Below are 23393 nucleotides of genomic sequence, written 5' to 3'. Positions count from 1 at the left end.
AGGTATGTTCCTCCTCCTACCTGAGAACCCAGATGAACGGTTCAGACACGGAGGGAACAATGCAGTCTACGGCGCGACTCACGTCGGGGGAAGGGGGCACAATGAGGACGGTTTGCTGATTATGGAGCTTCCGGATGCGTACCTCCTGGCGGTCGCCGATGGGCTGGGTGGACACAGCGCGGGTGAGATAGCGTCGCGCCTCGCCCTCGAAACGCTTGCTCGGTTCTTCAGGGAGAACTACGAGCCAGGCATGGACGATGAATCCCTCGGACTTTTCATGGAGAATGCTCACAGAGCAGCTCATTCCGCCGTCACGGAAAGGGCACAGGGCCCATTTGAGGACATGGGGACGACCCTCGTCTCGGTGGTTGTGAAGGGGGATGGTGTCACGGTGGCCAACACCGGTGACAGCAGGGCGTACCTCTTTAGGGATGGGATGCCCGTTGAGAGAACCCTCGACCACTCGCCGCTGCAGGAACTGGTCCTCTCCGGGGAAGTGAGTGAGGAGGAAGCTATGAGGCATCCGCTCAGGAACCGTGTGAACGCCGCTATAGGGCGGAGGTTCAGAGTGGACGTGTACCACTGGAAACGGGGAGATGCACTGCTCCTGGGCACCGATGGGCTTCACGACTACGTTCCAAAGGCGGACATCGCTGGGATAATTTCCTCCGGCGAATCGGCCAGAGAGATTGCACTCGACCTCGTTGAAAGGGCGTTGCCGGTTACCAAAGACAACGTGACCGTTGTGGTGTGGAAGTGGGAAATGTGAGTAAAAACACGTCGAAGAGGACGCTCTTTTTGGTTCCGTGACTGTTAGCGGCAGAGTGGCCCCTTACACTTCCTTCCGTCCTTCCCAACGAGCCTCTCTAGGCTGAACTCCTTCCCGTCAAGACTGTCCAGGAGGAACTTCTCCCCGTCCTTCTCGAAAATCCAGAAGACCTTGTACGCCTGGGCCTCTCGGATTATCTCTATCCTCGGAAGCCACCACGAGACGACCCTTGAGTTGCCCCAGGTTATCGCGCTTTCAAAGGCCTTCATCCTCGCCTCCTCGTAGTCCACCAGCGGTTCCATGACCTTTTTCTCATCGACGTCCCACTCGTAGAGGTCTATGAAGCCGTCACCCCTCTCCGCCCCGAGACGGTACAGGTCGACGTAGGCGAAGTAGTCGAAGACCCTGTCGCTTCTGCCTAAGCGCTTGTAGAACAGCTTCAGGTGGAATATGTGGTAGGGATACAGAACGAAGTCGGCATCCGGCACCTCGGGTTTGAATATAGGTCTCATGACGTTGACCCTCATATTTCAGCCCCGAATCTACATACCCCCATGGCCTATTAACTGTTACCCTTTGTTTGTCACGGCCGCTCAACATCCCGTTCTCAACGGGGAACTGGTAAACCAATATGTTTATATTTTCAAACGTTCATAATGTGGTCTGATGTCCTTTAGTTTACACCAATGGATTGAGGTGGAGTAAGATGGGCTTGAGTGGTTCAGCCTGGGCAACACTTTTGGTGCCGACACTTTTGGGTATTTTGACGATGCTGCTGTATGGCTTTTGGGACAAAATAACGGGCAAGGAGTACTACGTGGACGACGAGATTCTGGCCTACGACGAAGACCTCATGACAACTCTCAAGGAGGAGGGTAAGCTATGAACAGCGGGATACTGTTTGGTTTTCTGGTGTATCTCGCACTGCTGGCGTACATAGGCTGGTGGGCCAACAGGTACACCAAGACCGAGGATCAGTACTTCGTCGGAGGCAGGAGGGTTCACGTCCTGGCCGCGACCCTCTCCGACAAGGCGAGTGACTTCTCCGGATGGCTGATGCTCGGTTATCCGGGTGCAGCATTCTCCAGCGGTCTCGGTGCTTTCTGGGCGGGAATCGGCTGTCTCTTCGGTACCCTCGCCGATTACGTCCTTATTGGACCGAGGTTGAGGATATACGCCGGTAAATTCAGGGCAATAACCGTGCCCGACTACCTGGAGGCAAGGCTCAAGGACGACACCAAACTGATAAGGGTTCTGAGCGCGCTGATAATCATAATCTTCATGACCGCCTACGTTGCAGCGCAGTTCACCGCCGGTGGAAAGACCTTCGCCGAGGGCTTCGGCATAAGCGACAACATGGGAATCCTCATAACAGTCATCATCCTGACGGCCTACGTTATCACCGGTGGATTCTTCGCGGTCGTCTGGACCGACGTCGTTCAGGCAATGTTCATGCTGCTGACCCTCCTTATAGTTCCATTCCTAGCGCTCTCTGAGATAGGCGGCTTCGAGAAGGCCACGCAGATAATAGGCAGCGCCGACCCGGCGAAGCTGCACCCGTTCGGAGGTGCTACGGGAATAGCGGCCATAGTCTTCGCCATAGGCTACGCCTCATGGATAGTCGGCTACCTCGGTCAGCCCCACATAGTCACCCGTTACATGAGCGTTGAGGACCCGAGGAAACTCAGGAGGCCGGGTATCTTCATCAGCGGTACCTGGACCATCCTCGTTCTCTGGGGAGCGTTCTTCGCGGGCTTCCTCGGCTTCGCCATGTACCAGGCAGGAATCCTGAGCGTCAGCGACCCGGAGAAGGTCATCCCGGCCATGGCCGTTGAGCTGATGCCCGGCTGGCTCGCGGGCTTTGTGATAGCGGGCATAATCTCCGCCGTCATGAGTACCGCGGATTCACAGCTGCTCGTCGCCTCCTCGGCAATAGCGAGGGACTTCTACCACAAGGTCCTCGGCAAGGAGATAGGCAAGAAGCAGATGGTCAACATATCGAGGCTCGTCGTTGCCGGCGTTGCCCTAGTGGGCCTCTGGTTCGCCATCAGCGGTCCGAAGGTCATCTACCAGATGGTTGCTACCGCCTGGGGTGGCTTGGCCGTTGGCTTCGGCCCGATACTCACGCTGAGCCTCTGGTGGAAGAGGGCCACCAAGGAGGGAGCAATAGTCGGCATGGCCTACGGTCTTATCAGCGAGGTCATCTTCGAGGCAAAGATATACGGCTGGGCCTTCAACCCGGACGCTCCGGGCTTCTTCGGAACGATAGGTGGCTGGTTCAACGGCATACCGGTGTTCTTCATCAACTTCTTCGTAACGCTGATAGTCATCATAATCGTCAGCCTTCTCACCAAGCCACCGGAGGACATCGTCAAGCTCCACGAGGAGATATTCAAGAAGGTTCCCGTCGAGGGAACCGGCAAGAAGAGCATCACCGAGACCAGGGCCAAGAGCCAGGTCGAGAACGTCGCCGAGTTCGTCCTTGCCAAGGGAATCGCCTGATTCCCCCTTTTCTTTCCACCGTTATTTTTCGGTCGCACTACAGAGGGCTATTAAACCAAAGGTTTTGAACCTTTTTTGGTCAACCTAACATTTATAAGCATTGGTGTATAAATGAGGGCGTCCTTTGTAAAATCTTCGAGGTGGGAGCATGAGACCGCTCGACCTGACCGAGAAGGACCCTTCTAAGAGGATCACCATCTATTTTGAAGGAAAGCCCTACGAGGCCTACGAGGGGGAAAAGATCACCGTCGCACTCCTCGCCAACGGAGTGTACTGGCTCACCACCAGCACCGAGGGAAGGAAGCGCGGAGCCTTCACCTTCGGCCCGGTCCCCATGGTGGTGAACGGGATAAAGAACGTGAACGCGCGCAAGACGAAGGTCAGAGACGGCATGAGGCTGGAGAGGCAGGGCTACGGAGACTTCCAGGAAACCGTGGAGATAGACGAGGACAAGCCCGTTGAAAGGCTGGTCGTTGACGTGGCCGTCATCGGAGGCGGCCCGGCTGGAATCGGAACCGTTCTCGAGGTTCAGGATCATCTGACCGTCGCCCTGGTGGAGGAGAAGGGATGGCTCGGGGGCGACCTCTGGCTCAAGGGGCTTCCCCAGGAAGGTTTTGGAGAGAAATCTCCCCAGGATGTTGTTAGAGAGCTCACCGGAAAGTTCAACGAGAACGTCAGGGTTTTCAGGGGCACGATAGCCCTCGGTGTCTTCGACAAGGGCGAGTACTTCCTCGTGCCGATAGTCACCGGGGAAAACCAGCTCATCGAGGTAATGGCCAAGCGCGTTGTTCTTGCCGTTGGGGCCGTTGACAACATCCATCTCTTCGAGAACAACGACATGCCGGGTGTGTTCAGGCGCTCCGACCTCCTGGAGGTTCTCAACGTCTGGGGAGTTGCCCCTGGAAGGAAGGTCGCAGTCGTGGGCAGCAAGCCGGGGGAGATAACGGCGGAGCTCGACCGCTGGGGCATCGAGTACATCGTCGTCCCGAATCCCAAGCGCGTTGAGGGAGACGAGAGGGTCGAGAGACTCATCGACATGAACGGGCACGTTTACGAGGTCGATGCCGTCGTAATGGCCGAGGGAAGAAGGCCGGACATCAACCCGCCGACCCAGGCCGGTGGAAAGCTGATCTTCAAGCACGGCTACTACATGCCCCTCCTCGATTCCCAGCACAGAATACGCGATGGAATCTACGTCGCAGGTAGCGCAGCTTCAATAAAGCCGCACTACGCGAACTACCTAGAGGGCAGGCTCGTCGGGGCCTACATCCTCAGGGAGTTCGGCTTCGACGCCGAGCCGTGCATCTACGCTGGGAGACTGGAGGAGTACGAACCGGAGGCGGTGCAGGTTCAGAGCATAGACTTCGGAAGCCTCAACCTTGAGGACGTCCAGATATGCGGCTGCGACGTTTCCCTGAGGAAGGTAGACGACGTGGTCAGGGCCGGAATAACGGACCTGCAGATAATCAAGCGCCTGACTCACCTCGCAATGGGCTTCTGCCAGGGCCGCTTCTGCCTGTTCAACGGCGCGGTTGTGGTTTCGCAGAGGACTGGGACGCCGATGGACAGACTCGACATACCAGTCGCGAGACCGCCTCTCAAGAACGTCAGGATGAAGGTCACCGCCGAGGGGGTGGATGAGTATGCCGAGTAAAGAGCTTCCCGAGAGGGGTGAAATCGTCATCATCGGTGGGGGAATAATCGGAGTCACCATAGCGCACGAGCTCGCCAAGCGCGGGGAGGAGGTCACCATCATAGAGAAGCGCTTCATCGGCTCCGGCTCCACCTTCCGCTGCGGAACGGGAATAAGGCAGCAGTTCAACGATGAGGCCAACGTCCAGGTCATGAAGCGCTCCGTCGAGCTGTGGAAAAAGTACAGCGAGGAGTACGGCTTCTCCTTCGAGCAGACCGGCTACCTCTTCCTGCTCTACGACGACGATGAGGTCGAGGAGTTCAAGGCCAACATAGCGATTCAGAACCGCTTCGGAGTTCCGACGAGGCTCATAACGCCCGAGGAGGCGAAGGAGATAGTCCCGCTCCTCGACATCAGCGAGGTCATTGCAGCCTCATGGAACCCGACCGACGGAAAGGCCGACCCGTTCCACTCCACGGCCAAGTTCGCCCTCAACGCCGAGCGCTTTGGGGCCAAACTCGTCGAGTACACCGAGGTCAAGGACTTCATCATCGAGAACGGTGAGATAAAGGGGCTGAAAACGAACAGGGGGACCATTAAGACCGGCACCGTCATCAACGCCACCAACGCCTGGGCCAAGCTCATCAACGCGATGGCAGGGATAAAGACACAGATACCCATAGAGCCCTACAAGCACCAGGCAGTCATCACGCAACCGATAAAGAAGGGCTCGATAAATCCGATGGTCATCTCCTTCAAGTACGGGCACGCCTACCTCACCCAGACCGCCCACGGAGGCGTCGTTGGCGGCGTCGGCTACGAGCTGGGCCCGACCTACGACCTCAACCCGACCTACGAGTTCCTCCGCGAGGTGAGCTACTACTTCACCAAGATTATCCCGGCTTTAAGGGAGCTCCTCATACTGAGGACGTGGGCCGGTTACTACGCGAAGACTCCGGACAGCAATGCCGCCATAGGAAAGATCGAGGAACTGAGCGACTACTACATCGCTGCCGGTTTCAGCGGGCACGGATTCATGATGGCACCCGCGGTTGCCGAAATGGTGGCGGACCTGGTTACGAAGGGAAGAACCGACCTACCCGTGGAGTGGTACGACCCCTACCGCTTCGAGAGGGGAGAACTGAGAACGACGGCGATTCAGATGGGCTGAACTTTCCTTTTCTCTCTCGTTATATCCCTCTTTTGAAAACCTTGCCGTTCACGGTAGGGATTCAGTAAACCGCTCAACCAGCCCTTGAGAAGGAAAGCGATACTCTTTTAAAGCTTAAAATTCATACTATATACCAGAATGAAGCGGACGGTAACAGTAAAACTACATCCCTCAAAAACCCAAGAGAAAGCCCTTTTCGAGTTATCAGATATTAGCGCTAAGGCTTGGAACAGAGCAAATTACCTGAGGAGACAGGAATACTTTCAGGGGAAACCCATTGACTTTCTGAAAACTCAGAAAACCGTTTATGAGGAGTTTAAACGGGAAATTGGTTCCGCAACGGTTCAAACAATTGCAAGGAAAAACGCCGAGGCATGGCGTTCGTTCTTCTCTCTCCTCCGAAAGAAAAGGAATGGTGAACTCCCCAACTGGCTGAAACCAAAACCACCAAACTACCTCAAAGAAAACAGGAGGAGAAAACCCTTAATCGTCCTCAGAAACGACCAGTACAAAATTGATGGGAACAAACTAATCCTCAAGGGTCTTGGAAGGTTCAAACGCCTTGAAATCCAGTTTAAGGGCAGAATTCACTTGAGGGGCAAGCAGGGGCGCTTAGAAATCACTTACGATGAAGTTAAGAGGAAATGGTACGCTCACTTGAGCTTCACAGTCGAGGAGAGGCTTGAGGATGAAGAGTGGATTAAGCTTCCAAGAATCCCAAAAGGGAGCCTTTCCGCTGGAATTGACTTGGGAGTGAACAACCTAATGGCAATCTATGTTGAAAACGGTCAAAGCTTCCTCGTTAATGGAAGACCACTAAAAAGCATTGACTTCTACTGGCGGAAGAAGATTACTGACTATCAGTCCAAACTTAACAGATCTGGGGCTAAAACGAGTAGAAAGCTCAAAAGAATGCATGAGAAAGCCAAACTTCAGGCGAGGCATTACATTAACACAGCAGTCAGGCAGACAGTGAGAAAACTCTACGAGCTCGGTGTTTCCAGAATTGTCGTCGGTTACCCCAAAGGCATAACCAGAAACTCTAATAAGGGAGCAAGGCAGAATTTCCTCCTTTCTCACGTTTGGCGGTTCAATTACGTTATCAAACGTTTAACCGAGGTTGCTGAAGAGTATGGTATTCGTGTTGTGGTTGTTGGGGAAGCTTTCACTTCTAAGACCTGCCCTGTCTGCGGGAAGCCTCACGAGGGGGCTCGCTTCGTTCGGGGATTGTTTAAGTGTCCCGCGACGGGGCTTATCTTTAATGCAGATTTAGTTGGTGCTTTCAACATTTTGAAGAAGGCTGTGAAAACCATAACCCCGAGCTTGGGCGGTTTGTACGCTCAAGGGAGGGGTAACTGGCCTAAGACCGGGCCAGAGGGGTTGAAAACCCACTTTTTAGCGGGTTTGAATGAGACCCCTCAAACCTCCCCGTCAATGGCGAGGGGTTAACCCTCCAAGGCGGGGAGGGGGTCAGCCTTAAATATTTTCGAGCCTAACCCCATTGGGTGGAATCATGTACCGCGTTGATTCTCCTGGAAGGGTCAATCTGATCGGGGAGCACACGGACTACGCCCTCGGCTACGTCATGCCGATGGCGATAGACCTCTACACGGTCCTGCATGCCCAGGCCGATGAGAGGGTGAGGCTCTACTCCCAGATATCCAGGGAAGTTAAGGAGTTCGACCTCGATGAAATCAGGAAGGCCAACGACTGGGCCGACTACGTCAGAGGAATCTTCTGGGTTCTCAGGGAGGAAGGACACGAGATTGGGGGAATGAAGGGCATCATTGGAGGGGACCTCCCGATAGGCTCGGGTTTGAGCTCCTCGGCGAGCCTCGAGCTGGCCGTTCTGGCCTTCCTCAACGAGGTCTATAAGCTAAACCTCCTTCCGATAGAGATGGCACTCCTGGCCCAGAAGGCGGAGAACGAGTTCGTCGGTGTCCCCTGCGGGATACTCGACCAGTTCGCGATCGTCCATGGGAAGAAGGACCACCTCATTTTCTTAGACACGGACACGCTACGGCACGAGTACCTCCGGTTCCCGAGCGATGTTCAGGTTCTGGTGTTCTACACAGGGGTTAAAAGGGAACTCGCAGGCTCAGCCTACGCCGAGAGGAGAAAGGTCGCGGAGGAGACCCTCAGGTTCCTCGGAAAGAGAACCTCCAAGGAGGTCGAAGAGGAGGAGCTGAGGAACCTCCCCTCACTTTACCGGCGCTTCTTCGGCTACATAGTGAGGGAAAACCGGCGCGTCCTCGAGGCGAGGGACGCCCTGAGGAGCGGCGACGTTGGAACCTTTGGGGAGCTGATGACCGCCTCGCACTGGGATTTGGCCAGAAACTACGACGTCTCGAGCGAGGAGCTCGACTTCTTCGTGAGGAAGGCGGTTGAATTCGGCGCCTACGGTGCCAAACTGACCGGTGCCGGCTTTGGTGGTTCCGCAGTGGCCGTAGTGCCCGAGGAGCTGGCCCTGGACATTGCAATGAGGGTCACCGACGAGTACGTCAGGCACTTCAACTGGGAGCCGGACTACCATCTCGTCAGCCCGAGCGACGGGGTGAGCGTGAGGAGGGTCTGAGTTGATGGCTCTCCTCCTCCACGGCAACCTGCAGTACGCTGAGATTCCGAAGGCGGAGATAGAAAGGGTCATCGAGAGGGCCTACGTGTCGGTTCTCTCGGCGCTCCTCAAAAGGGAAATCCCCTTCGCCCTCAACATAACTGGCTTCACGCTCGAACTCCTTCCGGGGGACGTGCTGAGGCTCGTGCGCGAGGGTATCGAGTCTGGGCTGATAGAAATAACCGGAACCGCCTACAACCACGCGATACTGCCCCTCCTAAGCCTTGACAGGGTTGAGGCCCAGGTGAGGAGGGACAGGGAGGTAAAGGAGACCCTCCTCGAAGTCTCCCCGAGGCTCTTCTTCCCGCCGGAGCTGGCCTACGACCCGATCCTGCCGGCCATACTCAGGGACAACGGCTACGGGACGGTTTTCGTTGACGGCGAAGCCCTCCTTCTTTCAAACCACCTCAACAGGGCGATAAAGCCGGTGAAGCCACTCTACCCCCACCTCATCAAGGCCCAGCGGGGCGAGGGCAACAGATACCTCAACTACCTCCTCGGCCTGAGGGAGCTGAAAAAGTCGCTCAAACTTGTCTTTCCGGGCAAAGTGACCCTCGAAGCGGTTAAGGAGATCGAAGCGATACCGGTATGGGTGAACGTGAACACCGTCGTGATGCTCGGTGCCGGGAGGTTTCCATTGATGAACCCGGGAAAGGCCGCGAAGTGGCTGGAAAACCTCGACGACATCATCCTATACGGCACCGACATAGAGTTCTTAGGATACCGTCCATTAGCGGACTACCTGATAACCGTCGATTCTTTCCTTGAGGTCTTCGACGCCCTGGGGAGGGAGGTAAAGCTTCCAAGCGGGCTCCCCCACTCCGGAAGGAGGCTCTACCTGAGGACTTCGAGCTGGGCGCCCGATAAAAGCCTCGCCATATGGAGCCTCGACGACGGCAACGCCAGGCTGAACCTCCTCTCCCGGAATCTGAGAGGAGAAAAGGCCTTCCTCGCGGAGAACAGCGATGCGAGGGGATGGGAGCCCCTGTCCGAGAGGAGGCTCGACGCGTTTAGGGCTATCTACGAAGCCTGGAGGGATGGTGAATGGGAAACCTGAGGAATAAGATGGCGATAGTCCTTCTCGTCCTGATGGCGGCCTTCCTGATGGCCGACCAGAACCTGCTTCCCCCCAACTACCAGCAGATAATGGCCGAGTTCGGGATAAGCGAGACCCAGATGGGGCTCGTCTCAACGATATTCGTCGCAACGAGCGCCCTGATAACGATAGTATGGGGTTTTCTCTCCGACATCAAGGGGAGGAAGAAGCTCCTCGTGGTAGGCGTTCTCCTCGGTGAGATACCCTGCTTTCTAACCGCCTTCGTCAACAGCTACTACGAGCTCCTCCTCATGAGGCTCTTCACGGGGATTGGAGTTGGCTCGATAATCCCGATAGGCTACTCCCTGATAGCCGACATGTTCCCGAGCGAGGAGCGCGGAAAGGGCTACGCCTTCATACAGACCGCCTTCGGCTTCGGAACCCTCTTCGGAATGATAATGGCCGGCCTGATAGGGAGCTGGAGGCTTCCGTTTATCCTCGCCTCGGTTCCAAACTTCATACTGGCTCCCCTCTTCTACGTGATAGCGGAGGAGCCCAAGAGGGGGGCCGGAGAGGAGGAGGTCAGAAAGCTCATCGAGCGCGGTGTGGAATACACTTACCGGCTGAGCTGGGAGGCCGTTAGAAAGTCCTTCAGAACCAAGACAAACCTTCTGATATTCCTCCAGGGCCTGGCCGGAACCGTCCCCTGGGGCGTCCTCATGTACTGGCTGGTCTCGTTCCTCATCGTAACGAGAGGAATGGAGAAGGACACCGCGACCTTCGTTCTGCTGATCCTAGGAATAGCAACCGTCATAGGAACCTTGGTTGGAGGCTACGTCGGAGACTACTTCGAGAGGAGAAGCCCCGGCGGCAGGGCGCTGATAACGGGGATAGCAGTTTTTCTCGGAATGATAGCGGCGATCGGGGTCATAGTTTACCCGCTCCCACCGGAGCTCTCCTTCGAGGGCTGGCTCGCACTGACGGTCTACTCGATACTCTTCCTCCAGCTCGTCAGCTTCGCGGGGCCGAACGTTACGGCCATAATCTCCCAGGTGAACCTGCCCGAGGACAGGGGAACGGTCTTTGGAGTGTTCAACATCATAGACAACGTCGGAAAGGCCCTCGGCCCGCTCTTCGGCGGGTTCCTCATCGAGGCCCTGAGGAGTGCAGGCTACACCAACGCCCAGGCCTACGAGTACACGCTCGTAATAGGCTCGCTCTTCTGGACGCTCTGTGCGCTCGTGTGGTTTTGGATAAGGCATCAGTATCCGAAGGACAGGGAGGAGGTCAGGGAGATACTCAGGAGACGCGCCCAGGAACTTTTAGGGGGTGAGGTATCTTGAAGCCAATCCTTCTGGCCAAGGCCAAGCTCAGGGGAGTTTCTCCCGGCGAGTTCCGGGCGCTCTTGAGGGAAACCCTGGGCTTCGACGTGGAGAGGCCATTCGATGGCGTTGAGAGGATCCTCTGCGTCCAGCCCCACCCGGACGACTGCGAGCTTGCCATCGGGGGAACGCTGGCGAAGCTCTCGCGGGATGGGAGGGAGATAACCTACCTCACACTGACGGACGGCTCAGCGGGGAGCAGGGAGATTCCGCCAGAGGAGCTGAAGGAAGTCCGGGGGATGGAGCAGGAGAGGGCGGCGGAGATAATAGGCGTCAAAAAGCTCCTCTGGCTCGACTACCCCGATACGAAGCTCCCCTACAGCGAGGAGGCAAAAATGAAGCTGCTGAAGATAATACGCTCCGAGAGGCCCGACCTCGTACTCGCCCCCGACCCCTGGCTTCCCTACGACGTCCATCCGGACCACAGGAACGCGGGGCTCTTAACCGGGGAGGCGGCCTTCTTCTCCGCCCTTCCGAGCGTCGGGGAGGGGAAGCCGTGGGAGGTGAGACTTCTCGGCTTCTACTACACGGACAACCCGAACCACGTTGAGGACGTCGGGGCTTTCCTCAAGCTCAAGCTGAAAGCTTTAAAGGCCCACGAGAGCCAGTTCAGAGAGGATTGGAACTCGTGGGAGGTATTCGTGAAGAGCGTTGCCAGGTTCTACGGAGAGATGGCGGGCTTCAAATACGGCGAAGGGCTGAGAATTCTGCCCACGATTCTCTTCCACGCCAACCCGCTCGCGGGGGTGCTGTGAATGAGGATAGCCTTCATCGGAGCCGGGAGCATATTCACCCCTCTGGGCCTCTACACGATAGCCACGAGCGAGGTTCTGAGAAACGCCGATGTCTACCTCGTCGAGATAGACGGCGAGCGGAGGAGGTTCATAACGGCCCTGGCGGAGAAGATAAAAAAGACCTTCAAAGCTGACTTCACCGTCACTCCCCTTGAGAGCGTCGAGGGGCTCGAAGGGTACGGCGTCGATTACGCGGTTATCTCGGTCGAGAAGGAGCGGTACGAACGCTGGAGGCTGGATTTTGAGATCCCCCATAAGTACGGCATCAGGCAGGTTCTAGGGGAGAACGGGGGCTTGGGGGGTCTGGCCCACACGCTCCGCGTCGTCCCGCTGGTTCTGGAGATAGCGAGAAGGATAGAGGATATAAACAGGGATGCCCGGGTTTTCATATACTCCAACCCCGAGCCAAGGGTGACCTACGCGGTTCTAAACTACACCGGGCTCAAAAACGTCTACGGCCTCTGCACCGGCTACATTGAGAGGAAGGAAATGTTAGCTCCCCTGCTGAAGGCCGACGAGAGGGAGATAAGCCTTATCGCGGCTGGCCTGAACCACTTCACCTGGATAAGGGAACTCCGCGTGGGGGGAGAGGATGCCTACCCAAGGCTCGACGGGGCGCTGAAGAGAAGGCCGGATTTCGAGCCGCTGAGCCAGCTGCTCTACAGGACGTACGGTCTCTTCCCCTCGCCGGACGACAACCACATAGGGGAGTACCTGGGCTTTGCCTGGCCGCTGGTTCCGGAGGAGAAGAAGGGGCTGAGATGGATAGAGCGGACGAGAAAGGAGGGGGAGGAGGTAAGGAGGCTTTTGAGGCTGTTCCTCAGGGGCCTCGTCCCCAGGTTCGCCTTCAACCGCTTCGTTAAGTTCCCGGACGTTGCGATGAACGTCGTGGAGGGGCTTGAGGGCATGGAAAAGCTCCAGGAGGCCATAAACGTCCCCAACAGGGGCTACATCGACCTGCCGGAAGGGGTCATCGTCGAGGTTCCGGCGGAGGTCTCGCCGAAGGGGGTAAAGCCGCTCCGCGTCGAGCTCCCGGGGGAGGCACTGGTTCTCCTCAGGGTTCAGGCTGAGATACAGCGGCTATCGGCGGAGGCAGCGGCAGAAGGAAACGTGGAGAAGGTGATAAAAGCCGTACTCCTCGACCCAGTTGTTCACGACGCCGAGGCGGGATTGAAGGCCATGGCGGAGCTCCTGAGGGTTCACCTCGATGCCCTTCCTCGGTTCGACGAGGGCGATGTGGAGAAAATAGAGGGCTGGATGAGGGCCTAAACCTCCCCAAGGCCGTACCTCTCGAGCAGCTCGTCGCTTATTTCCCTTTTCTTAGCGATTTCGCCGTAGATGTGGGCGCTTTTCCTCGGCTTCCTCTCGAAGGTCTCGTAATCAACCTCCACCAGCCCGAAGCGCGGCCTGAAACCTTCTGCCCATTCGTAGTTGTCGATGAGCGACCAGTAGAAGTAGCCCCCAACGTCGATGCCCTCTTTTAGGGCTTTATGGACGTACTGGAGGTGCTGGACTATGAACTCCACCCGCCACTCGTCGTCGAGCGTCGCTATGCCGTTTTCAGTGACGTAGAGCGGAAGGTCGTACTCCGAAAAGGCCTTCAGCCCCTCGTAGATGCCCTTCGGGTAGACGCTCCAGCCCATATCCGTCTTCCTGCTCACGCCGGCGTCCTCGACGGCGAAGCGTCTGAGCGGGTTCCTCACCGCCTTGACCTTCATGATGTTGTAGTAGTTCATCCCAAGCCAGTCGAGGCCGCTCGGGGGAACGTCGAAGGTCCTCATGAAGCCCTTGAATCTCCCGGTCAGGATTCCATCCAGTATGGAGCGGTTGAAGGTGTAGTCTATCTCTTCTGTCGCTTTCCTGTCCCTCTCGGAATCGCTCGCCGGAATGAAGTGCGGGCGGTTCTTCACTATCCCGACCCTGAACTTGCCGTGAAGGATCTCGTAGGCGATGGCGTGGGCCTTGATCAGGTTTGCCGCGACCTTCTCGGCCTTCAGAGGGTTCTTCCTGAAGGGCGGCCACATCCCCTCGAGGTAGGAGGCCACGACGTAGACCATCGGCTCGTTGAAGGTCGCCACCAGCTCAACGCCCTCGATGTTGTCGGCTATCAGCTCAACGTAGCTCCTCCAGTGCTCCAGGTTCTCCTCCCTTTCGAAGCCACCCTTGAGGGCGAACCAAGTGGGCAGGGTGAAGTGGTGGGGCGTGAGCATCGGGGTAATCCCGTTCTCTCTGAGCAGGTCGATTATCCCCTGGTAGCGCATTAAGGCCTCCTCGTTCGGCTTTCCCTCCTCCGGAAAGACCCTGCCCCATTCGATGGAGAAGCGGTAGGCCACATAACCCAGCCCGACCATCAGTTCGATGTCTTTCTCGTACAGCTCCCAGGAGTTGCAGGCCTTTCCGGCAGGGGGAAGCTTTCCTTTTTCGGCCCAGTACCACCAGTCGCTCCAGACGTTGTCGCCCTCTATCTGGTAGGAAGACGTTGCCGTTCCGAGGAGAAATCCATCCGGAAACCTGAGCATCCTCAACCCTCCAGCCTGAGTCCAGCATTCTCGTTAACCTTTCTCCAGCTCCGCCCGAAGAGGAATGGAAGCCTCCCGGGCTTCACGATCTTCTCCCACCTTTCGAGGAGCTTGGCCTCTTCCCTGAAGGCCCACTCCGTCAAAGCTTTCAGGTCCTCCGGCGTCTTCTCAATCTCCCTCGCCTTCTCTATTATCCCGGCCTGCAGTCTATCCCTCTCGCGGGCGAAGTCATCGATGTAGCTCCGGTAGTTCGTCAGGAACCTCCTGTGGAAGGCCTCGAAGCGCCACCAGTATGCCTCGGGATCGTAGCGGTCGGTGGGTTCCTTTCCGAGGTCCGGGAGGCCGCCCTCGAAGGTTACTGGCTTGAAGATGCTCATGCAGGGGTTTGAGGTACCCGTGAACCAGTGAAGGCCCTTTCCAAGCTCGGAAACCTGCGATGAAGCCGTCTGAGATGGCCTAGTCAGTCCGCCGTAGTGCATGCAGATGTCCCTCATCGAGCCCTTCTCCGGGCGGTAAGGCTCAAAGGAGTGGGAGCGCAGAAGGGACATCATGTATTCGAGCGTTATCTCGCCCTCCATCTCCTTTAGTTTCGTCAGCGTGAAGGCCCTCCGCTCCCTGCCGTGGGCGAAGTGAGTGTAAAAGCGGTCCGAGAAGTGTTTCGCGAAGCTGAAGGAGCCCTTTCTCGCGAGCCTCTCGACGCCCTCGGATGCCATATCCCAGTCGCCTTCTATAGTGAGGGCGTTGGAGATGGAGTAAACACCCTCGATTTTCTTTGCGGCCCATTCCCTCCCGACGGTCTCAAGAACCCAGGCCTCTTTTGGGTCGGCTATTATGAAGGAGCTGAAGTAGTAGAGTTTGTGACTTTTGCTCCCGTTCCCACCCTGCAAACCCTGCTCGACGATGCCGGTTATGAACTCCAGGGCCTCCCTCGCGCTCTTCGTCCTCTCAAGCGCCAAACGTATCATGTCCATTCCTGTTATCCCCTTCTCCGGCACCTTGACCTTTGTGAAGACAGCCGTGTTGCCTATCGCCAGCCCGAACTCGTTCACACCCATTTCAGCGCCCCACATCCACCAGGGGCGGGAGAGAATTACCGCGTAGGTCTCCTTCACCTGCGGAAAGTCCACGTAGGTTAGCCTGACCTTCTCCTCCTCGTGCTTGGTCCTCGGTATGAACTCAAGTATCTGAGCCTCGTTCGGCTCGCGGTCGCTGTTCTTGGCGAAGAGAGTTATTCCCTCCTTGGTGGCCTCGGGAGTAGCCACGAGAATATCGCACATGGTTTCACCCGTGAATCATTGGGAGAAGTTTTATAAGAGGCTTTCCGTTAGGGCCGGCCGATGAGGAGGGAACTGACGGTACTGCAGGGGCGCAGGGAGAAGGCGGGGAAGCTGAGGAGGCTGAAGGTGAAGAGGAAGAACGTCCTCCTGTTAGCCGTCTCCATGTTCCTCGCCAACGTCGCCTTCGGCATGGCCTTCCCCTACCTGAGCGTCTACATGCGCCTCCTCGGCGGAACGATGCTGATAGTCGGCCTCCTGAGCGTCGCCTTCAACCTGACCTCGACGGTCTTCCAGTATCCCTTCGGCTGGCTCTCGGACTCGACCGGCAACAGGAAGGGCTTCATAGCCCTCGGCCTGTTCTCGACCGGGTTATTCTACACCGCAATGGCGCTCGTCTCGACTCCCCTCGCCCTCCTAGCCCTCAGGACGACCCAGGGAGCTTTGGGTTCGGCTATGATGCCTGCCAAGTCGGCCCTCATAGCCGAGCTCTCCACGAGGATAGGCTCGGCCTACGGCATCTTCTCCACCGTCGAGAACTCCGGCTTTATGGTGGGCAACTTCCTCGGCGGCTTCCTCGTGAAGAGAACTGGGATAGATGGGATATTCGTGTTCTCCGGAGTCTTGCTCGTTGTTTCCACAGCGATAGCCCTGGCCATGCGCGAGAGGCCGAGGGGGAGGAGGGCACCCAGGTTGCTCCTTATCCCCCAGGAGGGCCGGGAGAGCGAAAGGGTGACGGTCAGGAAAACAGCCCTCGGGAAGCTCATGAGGGGCGAGCTTGGCCTCTTCTACCTCAGCGTCCTGCTGGCGATGATAGCGAGCGGACAGGTTTACTCGGTGGTCTCGGTCTACTTCGGCGAGACCTTCGGCGATGAGTGGGTCGGGATTCTCTTCGGCATAGACTCCCTCGCGGCTGCGCTCAGCGGCTACTACATCGGGAAGCTGATAGACAGGCACGGCGCCAGGAACTTCTACCTGCTCGCCATAGCCGGCTACGCGGCAGCTTTCCTAGGATACGCCTTCGCGAAGAACATCTACCTGATGCTCCCCGTCGCCTTCATCTCGGGCGTGAAGTGGTCGATGACGCTGAACTCGGCATCTACCTACGTCGCCGAGAGGGTGAAGGTGAGCGAACGCGGCCAGGCTATGGGCCTGCTCAACGCCATGATGAGCCTCGGCTGGGTGATAGGGCCGCTAATCGGGGGCTACCTCTCTGGAATAAGCTTCACGCTGAACTTCCTCAGCACGCTGATTCCACTCGGGCTGGCCTTTATCCTAGCCCTCAGACTGCCAGGGTGATGCACTCCGGCGGGACTTTCTCTACTATCCTCACGTTCTTTCCGGCCTTGTAGACTTTCAAGCCCTTCCTCCTCAGGCAGTCGGCGTCGATGATGAGCAGAACGACGTCCCTCCCGTGTCTCCTGCCGGTTTCGAGGGCCTCGCTTCTGCTCGTGCTCAGATGAACAAACTGTCTCTTCATCGGCTTAAGTCCTTCCCCCAGAATCCGCCCTAAGTTCCTCCTCGGCGTGCCATGGTAGAGAACCCTTGACTCGGTGTCCTCTTCGTGGTTCAAAGAGACCGGAAAGCTGTGGCCGTAGCGGGCGCGGATTTTATCCTCCATTATCTCGTAGCGCCCCTTCGCGTCCCTCTCTACGATCTCACGCACAAAATCCTCGGTAACGTCCGGATAAACCTTCTGGAGCGCTCTGACGAGTTCGCTCAGCGGTACGAAACCCTCGACGTCGGGTTTTAGGCCGAACTCCTCCGGCGAGTGGCGGAGAATGTAGGCCATCAGCCTGCTAACCTTGACCCTCGGCGGCATGGAGAAAAGTGGGAGGGGAAGATAAAAAAACCTCACGGCAGCTCAATGAGAGCCCACACTGGCCTGTGGTCGGACACGAGGACGTCGCAGAGGCAGCCGTAGTCCTTTACCTCAGCCGGCCAGTCGTTCTTGAGCAGTATGTAGTCGATGTTCTCCTTATCAACCACCCCGTTGCGCTCCCAGAGGAATGTGTAGGGCGGCCTCTCGGGGAAGGCGTCGCGGTAGTCGCGAGTGAGTATCTCGATGGCCTTCTCGTCTGGCTCGGCGTTGGTGTCGCCGGCTATTATCTGGGCCACCGGCGAGCTCTCGGCGAACTTCAAAAGCTCCTCCGCCTGCATGGCCCTTTCTTCCTCGCTGAGGCCCATGTGAACGTTCACCACCGTTATTCCCAGCTCCTCGATGGAGACCTTCTGAGCGGGCCTCGCCTGTCCCACGCTCGGAAGGTTGAGTTCACCTTCGGTCTTCATGTGCCAGTGGGAGAAGACCGCTATTCCGTAGGTTCCCTCTATGGCCGGCTTGTACTCATAGGCGTAGCCGAAGCGGGCCGATATCAGGAGCGGAAGGTCGACGTAGGCACTTCCTATCATGCCGCCGGCAACCTCCTGGGCCATCAGAACGTCGGGTTTCTGTTCGTCAAGCAGGTTCAGGAGCTCGTGCCCGTTGAACGTGCCGTCGTAGGGGCCGAGTCCCTGGTGGAGGTTGTAGGTCCAGAGGAGAACCTCCCTCTTGCCTCCAGCGTAGCTCGGCCCGGTGTGGAAGGCGGCGAGGACAACGATCGAGGCGAGGATGACCCCCAGTAGGGGGCCGGCTATCTCTTTGGCACTCGGGAGCTTCACCTCCACGCTCTTCCCGTAGGCGCTTAGGGCGTAGACGGCCGAGGCGGCCAAGATTAGGACCTCCATGTTGTTCTCCATGAAAGGAACCCCTATGTCCCTGCCGACGTAGACGCCGAGCCCGAGGAAGCCGATGAGGATGAAGTATATCGAGCCGAGGATTCCTCCCCTGCTTCCCTTGGCACCCTCAACGAGGGCTATGGCAGAGGCGAGGGCAAGGGGCAGGCCGATCAGCGAGAGGGGTTTGATGAAGAGCGTGGCGGAGCCAATCAGGAGAAGGAGGGCCGCCAGGTTCGGCCTCTTCGCCAGATAGGGGCCCAAAAGAAGCGCGGCGGCCAGAATTATCGAAACGCCGATGAACTTGGGGAGGTAGTAGACGTTGATTCCAGAGTAGCGCAGCACGGCGTTGGGGTAGATGAGGCCCAGTCCGAGGAGTATCGCAAAGGCGTAGAGCCCGAAACCGGGCTTCTTGAGCGTTCCCGGTTCGTGCCAGAGGGCGTAGGCACCCAGGAGAAGGAGAATGGCCAAGATCGCCCCGGTGTACGGGAAGTCGATGGGTTCGCCGCCGACGGCTAGAACTCGAAGCGCTAAGTCCGCGACCAGTCCAAAGGCAAGATACTTGACGTCCAGCTCCTTGACGAGCGCCAGGGACAGGGGCAGGGCGAAGGCCGCTATTAGGTGGAGGTATTCCGTTGCATCGCTAAATAGGAGTGCAAGCGCATAGACGGCCATTATCACTGCCCCGGCCTTTCTGCTCAGCCGTCCGACCAGGAAGGATGCGATGATCAGGAGAACCAGCCCCAGGAAAGACGGGAACATGACACCGTAGAAGAACGTCTTTTCAACGCTTGAGTACGCTCCAGCGACGAAGATTCTCATGCTCGAAGCGAGCAGCACTCCGGTTCCGAGACCGAGGAGGATTCTATCCCTTTCAGCGACCTTCATGGAATCACCTAAGAAGGGAGTTGGTCTTTGAGGACTTAAAGTTTGTCCACTCAGAGGAAGAAGGGCAGCAGGAACGCCAGCGCCCCGAGGAGGAGGGCGACTTCCATCCTTCTGAAGACCTCCCCCCGATCGGCCCCGTGGAGCCATCTCCTGAGCTGAAGGACGGAATAGGCCATGAATGGGAGGAAGGAGAGGGAAGCGACCGGATAGTAGCCGGGGATGCAGTACGCAACCACCATTACGGAAGAAACCGCGAAGAGGAGCATCCCGACCCTTATCCCCCTCTCCCGGCCGAGCAGGGCCGCAGAAGTCCTCGCACCGAGCGAGAGGTCTTCCTCTATCGTGGGGATCGCGAGGAGCATGTGCCCCGCTGAGAGGAGGACGAGGAAGGGAAGAGAGTAGACAACGGCCCATCTGACGGGAAGACCGAGGGACTCAAAGACGAGCCCCATCGTAACCGGTCCGTAGGTGAGGCCGTTGGTGAGGGAGTCAACGAGTGGCCTCGCCTTGAAGCGTAGCGGTGGGGCCGAGTAGGCAATCGCGAGAAAAGATGCGACGAGGGTTATTGCGATGGCCCTGAGGGATATTATCCCAGTGAGAAGAATTGCCGGAAGAAAGAGGCCGTAGCCGAGCAGCTTGGCCGTTCTGAGGCTCACCTTTCCGCTCACGAGGGGAAGCTCTGTTCTGTTCGCGAGGACGTCGAGCTCGTAGTCGTAGTACTCGTTGATGACGAGGCCTGCGGAGGTTACAAGGAACACCACGAGCATTGCAATGAGAAAATCCACCGTGAAGAAAACACCGTAGTGGTAGCGCGCTATGGTGAACGCAACTAACCCGGGAACGATTGATGGGAGGGCGAACTTGGGGCGAAGAAGGGAGAAAAGAGCCCGAAGCTCCACTCAGCGGAACCTCCTGAGGGCCATTTCGGCGGCAACGGTTATTGGGTCTATCGTCGGGCTTATCGGCGGTGCGTAGGCGGTTTCGAGGTAAACGATGTCCTCAACGGTCGCCCCCTTCTGGGCTAAGGCTGAGAGGGTCATTATCCTGCCCCAGACGCGCTCGCCGCCGACTATCTGAGCGCCGATGAGCTTCCTGTCCGACTTCCTGAAGATGACCTTGACCGTTATCGGCTTTCCACCCGGATAATATTCCGGCTTGGTGGAGCCCTTGAACTTGCCGACGGCTATCTCAACCCCCGCCTTCTTCGCCCGCTCCTCGGTTATCCCGAAGGTGCCTATCTCAAGGCCGAGGAGCTCGGTTATCGCCGTGTTGAAGACCGGCCTGAAGGAGACGTCCTTTCCGGCTATGTGTTCAGCGGCAACCTTTGCCATCCTCACCGCGCTCGTTCCCAGCTGGCTGAGCGTTCTCTCGCCGGTTACCGCATCGATTACCTCAGCGCAGTCGCCTATCGCGTATATGTCCGGGTCGCTCGTCTGGAGGTGCTCGTTCACCACGATGCCCCAGTGCACGTCTAGGCCCGACGCCTTTGCGAGGTCTGTGTTCGCCCTGACGCCGGTGGCGACGAGAACGAGGTCGGCTGGAACCTCCTCGTCGCCTATTTTCACGGCTCTAACCGGACTGCCGATTATCTCGCTAACCCCCTCGTTGAACCTGAAGGAAACGCCGTGCTCCTCCATCTCCTTCTGGACAAGCTTTGCAGTGTCCTTGTCGAGCATGGTCGGCATGAGCCTGTCCATAAGCTCGACGACCAGAACCTCCATGCCGAGCTTCGCGAAGGCTTCGGCCCCTTCGAGGCCTATTAAACCAGCACCGATGACCACCGCTTTCTTCGGCTTCCTCTCAGCGATGTAGGCCTTAATCCTTCTCACGTCGTCGAGGCTCTTGAGGGTGAACACTCCTTCGTTCTCAACGCCCTTGATCGGCGGGACAAAGGCCTTCGAGCCCACAGCCAGAACGAGCTTGTCGTAGGGAACCTCGCCCTTATCGGTGACCACGACTTTCCTCTCGCGGTCGATGGATTTGACCTCAGTTCCGAGCATGAGGTTGATTTTCTGCCTCTCGTAGAACTCGTTCGGGAAGACAATAACATCTTCGGGCTTCTCGATCGTGCCGCTGATGACGTGCGGCAGGGCACAGGGAGAGTACTGCATGGTCTCCTCCTTTCCGATGACGGTTATCTCGGCCTTCCTGTCGAGCTTGCGCATGAACAGCGCGAAGTTGCTTCCTGCTGTGCCAGAACCGACGACCACGATTTTCATGAGCACCACCAGCTTGAGAAGGGCGAGGAGGTATAAAAGGATTGAGTCAGCGCATCCACTTTCTTGCTATCACTGCAACGATGAGCGCCATGAAAACGGCTCCGGTTAGGGCTTCGATTGCACTCAAAGCTTTAAGCCAGCCGGTCGGATGCATGTCGCCGTAGCCGAGGGTCGTGAAGGTGACGAGGGAGTAATAGAGGGCGTTGGCGAAGCGGATAAAGTAGCTCGAAGTTTCAGGAAAGCCTTCAATTAGTTTGCTCCATATCGTGTAGGGAACGGCGTTTCCAATGATTACAAGCAACGAAAATAGGAACAGTCGAACCCAGTTCGTGCCGTATTCTGAAGGCAAATCTGCCAGTAGCCATTCCACGAAATTATGAACATAGGCTTTAACTTTGCTTAACTTGCCTTGTGCGTTTTTTAGCCGAGCCCTACGCTTAGCGCGCATTTCGAGGACGAACATCCTATCTGCTTCCTCTCGCTTGCCTTCTTTTTCGTAAGTGAGACGCTGAACACGACGGGCTTCGATTTCCGCTTCGGGGAGCTTGAACCATTCGCTTGGGATGTCAATGTCAATGCCTTTTCGAATGTCTACATGAAAGAAATCAAGCTTGCCATGGAATTTGAATTTTTCATTTTCGGGTTTTCCTTGAAAAGAGATCGGCTCGTTAAATGAAGCTCCCTCAAAGGAGACATCTTCTTTAAAAACAGTTCCTTCAAAATAGGAGTACCCCTCAAATACTGAGGCAGAGAAATTTGTTGGACCCTTAAAAATTACTGGCGAGTCAGGGTCTTCTTCAATAGCTATTCCACTATACTCAAGCACGGGTATCATTCCAATACTCAGTTGTCCAAATATTGAAGGCGCCCTGAATATAGCCTCGCTAAAACTAACATAATCACTAAACACAACATTAGAGAAAACTATCTCTCTATTGAACTCTGAAGTCTCGAATGAAACCTCTTCCTTGAACTCAACCTGGTGGAGGTGAAATGGGAGGTTAAATGTGCATTCATCAAACCTTACTCCCTTTGAAAATACCACATTTGAAAGATTCACCCAACTTTCAAGATTGGAGGATTCTCCAAATTTGGAACCTGCAAATGAAACAGTTTCAAAGAAATTGGCATCTGTGACAACGAAATCTCTCAAAAACGAGCATTCACTAAAATCTGTTTCTCCTTTGAAGGTGGCACCATAAAGTTTAACCCATCCGTCAAATGTACTCCGGGAGAAATAAGCTGTTTTGTGGAAAATTGTGTCGCGAGAATCAACATTTCCCCTAAAAGAGCAGTTATGAAAATAAGCATCACCCTTGAATCGAACCCACATGAAATTAAGATATTTTTCTGAACCCTTGGAAAAGATAGTGCGATCAAAGTGAACATCATCTAAAAATACCGAGGCAAAAAAACTAACCCCCCCAAGAAACTTAACAAAAGGAAAGTATGTGTTCCTCTTAAACGTTACGTGGTCAAACTTTGCATTTCCTATAAATATGGATTCCATAAAGGATACTCCTGATTCGAAGATTCCATGTGAAAAATTAACATCTTCCTTGAAGGTAGTATATTCAAATGAAAACCCTACTGAACGTGGAATCTCCGGAAACACAAAACCTCTCGCATCTACAGGTCTCTCAAAAACCAATCTCTTTATTGTAGTCCCATCAACCTCAATCTCCTCAACCCTCGGCTTGAACCTCTCCAGAAACTTCCTGTAAAACTCAACCGCTTCCTCCTCACTCTTGTCCGGCTTGTGAAAAATACAATACTCCTGGTCAGCCGTTTCGGGGTCGCAGTTCCCAAAGTGCGCCATCTTGCACATGGATGCATCTTACGCGTCAGAACTATAAAAGCTTTCGTCTGGAATAGAACAA

The 23393-nt window shown here is 56.4% G+C and carries 20 protein-coding genes; 12 read left to right on the top strand and 8 right to left on the bottom strand.

What is annotated here, in order from left to right:
- Positions 1-4 precede the first annotated feature (4 nt).
- Positions 5-769 carry a PP2C family serine/threonine-protein phosphatase gene (locus CDI07_RS08230; protein ID WP_088181159.1) on the top strand — a complete coding sequence of 255 codons (765 nt, stop codon included), beginning with the start codon at positions 5-7 and terminating at the stop codon, positions 767-769.
- A gap of 44 nt (positions 770-813) precedes the next feature.
- Here CDI07_RS08230 and CDI07_RS08225 read toward each other — a convergent pair whose 3' ends face one another.
- Entirely contained in the window at positions 814-1296 is a 483-nt protein-coding gene (locus tag CDI07_RS08225; protein WP_088181158.1) for a hypothetical protein, read from the bottom strand.
- 179 nt (positions 1297-1475) lie between these two features.
- Here CDI07_RS08225 and CDI07_RS08220 point away from each other — a divergent pair, with 179 nt between their 5' ends.
- The 10 genes from CDI07_RS08220 to CDI07_RS08175 all read left to right on the top strand — a co-directional run bounded on the left by CDI07_RS08220 (position 1476) and on the right by CDI07_RS08175 (position 13170).
- Positions 1476-1655, top strand: coding sequence for a hypothetical protein (locus CDI07_RS08220; protein ID WP_088181157.1), 180 nt, complete (start codon positions 1476-1478; stop codon positions 1653-1655).
- Entirely contained in the window at positions 1652-3271 is a 1620-nt protein-coding gene (locus CDI07_RS08215; RefSeq protein ID WP_088181156.1) for a sodium/proline symporter, read from the top strand. Before CDI07_RS08220 ends, CDI07_RS08215 begins: the two co-directional genes overlap by 4 nt.
- 148 nt (positions 3272-3419) lie before the next feature.
- Positions 3420-4925 (top strand): FAD-dependent oxidoreductase, encoded by a 1506-nt coding sequence (locus tag CDI07_RS08210; protein ID WP_088181155.1) that lies wholly within the window; start codon positions 3420-3422, stop codon positions 4923-4925.
- Positions 4915-6075, top strand: coding sequence for an FAD-binding oxidoreductase (locus CDI07_RS08205; RefSeq protein ID WP_088181154.1), 1161 nt, complete (start codon positions 4915-4917; stop codon positions 6073-6075). Before CDI07_RS08210 ends, CDI07_RS08205 begins: the two co-directional genes overlap by 11 nt.
- Before the next feature lie 138 nt (positions 6076-6213).
- Positions 6214-7524 (top strand): RNA-guided endonuclease TnpB family protein, encoded by a 1311-nt coding sequence (locus CDI07_RS08200; RefSeq protein ID WP_088181153.1) that lies wholly within the window; start codon positions 6214-6216, stop codon positions 7522-7524.
- 64 nt (positions 7525-7588) lie between these two features.
- The gene (locus CDI07_RS08195; RefSeq protein ID WP_088181152.1) at positions 7589-8650 is read left to right on the top strand and encodes a galactokinase; all 1062 of its coding nucleotides are present in this window, start codon (positions 7589-7591) and stop codon (positions 8648-8650) included.
- A 1-nt stretch (position 8651) separates the two neighbouring features.
- Entirely contained in the window at positions 8652-9746 is a 1095-nt protein-coding gene (locus CDI07_RS08190) for a polysaccharide deacetylase family protein (protein ID WP_088181151.1), read from the top strand.
- Positions 9734-11068: an MFS transporter gene (locus CDI07_RS08185; RefSeq protein ID WP_088181150.1), complete on the top strand. Its 1335-nt coding sequence runs from the start codon at positions 9734-9736 to the stop codon at positions 11066-11068. Before CDI07_RS08190 ends, CDI07_RS08185 begins: the two co-directional genes overlap by 13 nt.
- Positions 11065-11862 carry a PIG-L deacetylase family protein gene (locus CDI07_RS08180; RefSeq protein ID WP_088181149.1) on the top strand — a complete coding sequence of 266 codons (798 nt, stop codon included), beginning with the start codon at positions 11065-11067 and terminating at the stop codon, positions 11860-11862. Before CDI07_RS08185 ends, CDI07_RS08180 begins: the two co-directional genes overlap by 4 nt.
- The gene (locus CDI07_RS08175) at positions 11863-13170 is read left to right on the top strand and encodes a hypothetical protein (RefSeq protein ID WP_088181148.1); all 1308 of its coding nucleotides are present in this window, start codon (positions 11863-11865) and stop codon (positions 13168-13170) included.
- On the opposite strand, the gene CDI07_RS08170 is transcribed toward CDI07_RS08175, so the two are convergent.
- Positions 13167-14420: a glycoside hydrolase family 1 protein gene (locus CDI07_RS08170; RefSeq protein ID WP_088181147.1), complete on the bottom strand. Its 1254-nt coding sequence runs from the start codon at positions 14418-14420 to the stop codon at positions 13167-13169. The genes CDI07_RS08175 and CDI07_RS08170 overlap by 4 nt on opposite strands.
- A gap of 2 nt (positions 14421-14422) precedes the next feature.
- On the bottom strand, positions 14423-15697 hold the full coding sequence (locus tag CDI07_RS08165; protein WP_088181146.1) for a C69 family dipeptidase: 1275 nt from the start codon (positions 15695-15697) through the stop codon (positions 14423-14425).
- A gap of 60 nt (positions 15698-15757) precedes the next feature.
- Between CDI07_RS08165 and CDI07_RS08160 the strand changes: the two genes are divergently transcribed.
- Positions 15758-16993 carry an MFS transporter gene (locus CDI07_RS08160; protein WP_088181145.1) on the top strand — a complete coding sequence of 412 codons (1236 nt, stop codon included), beginning with the start codon at positions 15758-15760 and terminating at the stop codon, positions 16991-16993.
- On the opposite strand, the gene CDI07_RS08155 is transcribed toward CDI07_RS08160, so the two are convergent.
- The 5 genes from CDI07_RS08155 to CDI07_RS08135 are packed head-to-tail and all read right to left on the bottom strand — an operon-like array spanning position 16977 to position 23341.
- On the bottom strand, positions 16977-17516 hold the full coding sequence (locus tag CDI07_RS08155; protein ID WP_088181144.1) for an RNA 2'-phosphotransferase: 540 nt from the start codon (positions 17514-17516) through the stop codon (positions 16977-16979). The genes CDI07_RS08160 and CDI07_RS08155 overlap by 17 nt on opposite strands.
- A gap of 32 nt (positions 17517-17548) precedes the next feature.
- Positions 17549-19294, bottom strand: coding sequence for an endonuclease/exonuclease/phosphatase family protein (locus tag CDI07_RS08150; protein WP_088181143.1), 1746 nt, complete (start codon positions 19292-19294; stop codon positions 17549-17551).
- 50 nt (positions 19295-19344) lie between these two features.
- Positions 19345-20193: a prenyltransferase gene (locus tag CDI07_RS08145; RefSeq protein WP_088181142.1), complete on the bottom strand. Its 849-nt coding sequence runs from the start codon at positions 20191-20193 to the stop codon at positions 19345-19347.
- Complete coding sequence (locus tag CDI07_RS08140) at positions 20194-21513, bottom strand: NAD(P)/FAD-dependent oxidoreductase (RefSeq protein ID WP_088181141.1); 1320 nt, start codon at positions 21511-21513, stop codon at positions 20194-20196.
- Between the two features lie 46 nt (positions 21514-21559).
- Entirely contained in the window at positions 21560-23341 is a 1782-nt protein-coding gene (locus CDI07_RS08135) for a potassium channel family protein (RefSeq protein WP_088181140.1), read from the bottom strand.
- Positions 23342-23393 lie beyond the last annotated feature (52 nt).

Source organism: Thermococcus sp. 5-4 (assembly GCF_002197185.1).
In the GTDB taxonomy this organism is placed as follows: domain Archaea; phylum Methanobacteriota_B; class Thermococci; order Thermococcales; family Thermococcaceae; genus Thermococcus; species Thermococcus radiotolerans.
This window is presented reverse-complemented; position numbering and strand designations above follow the sequence as displayed.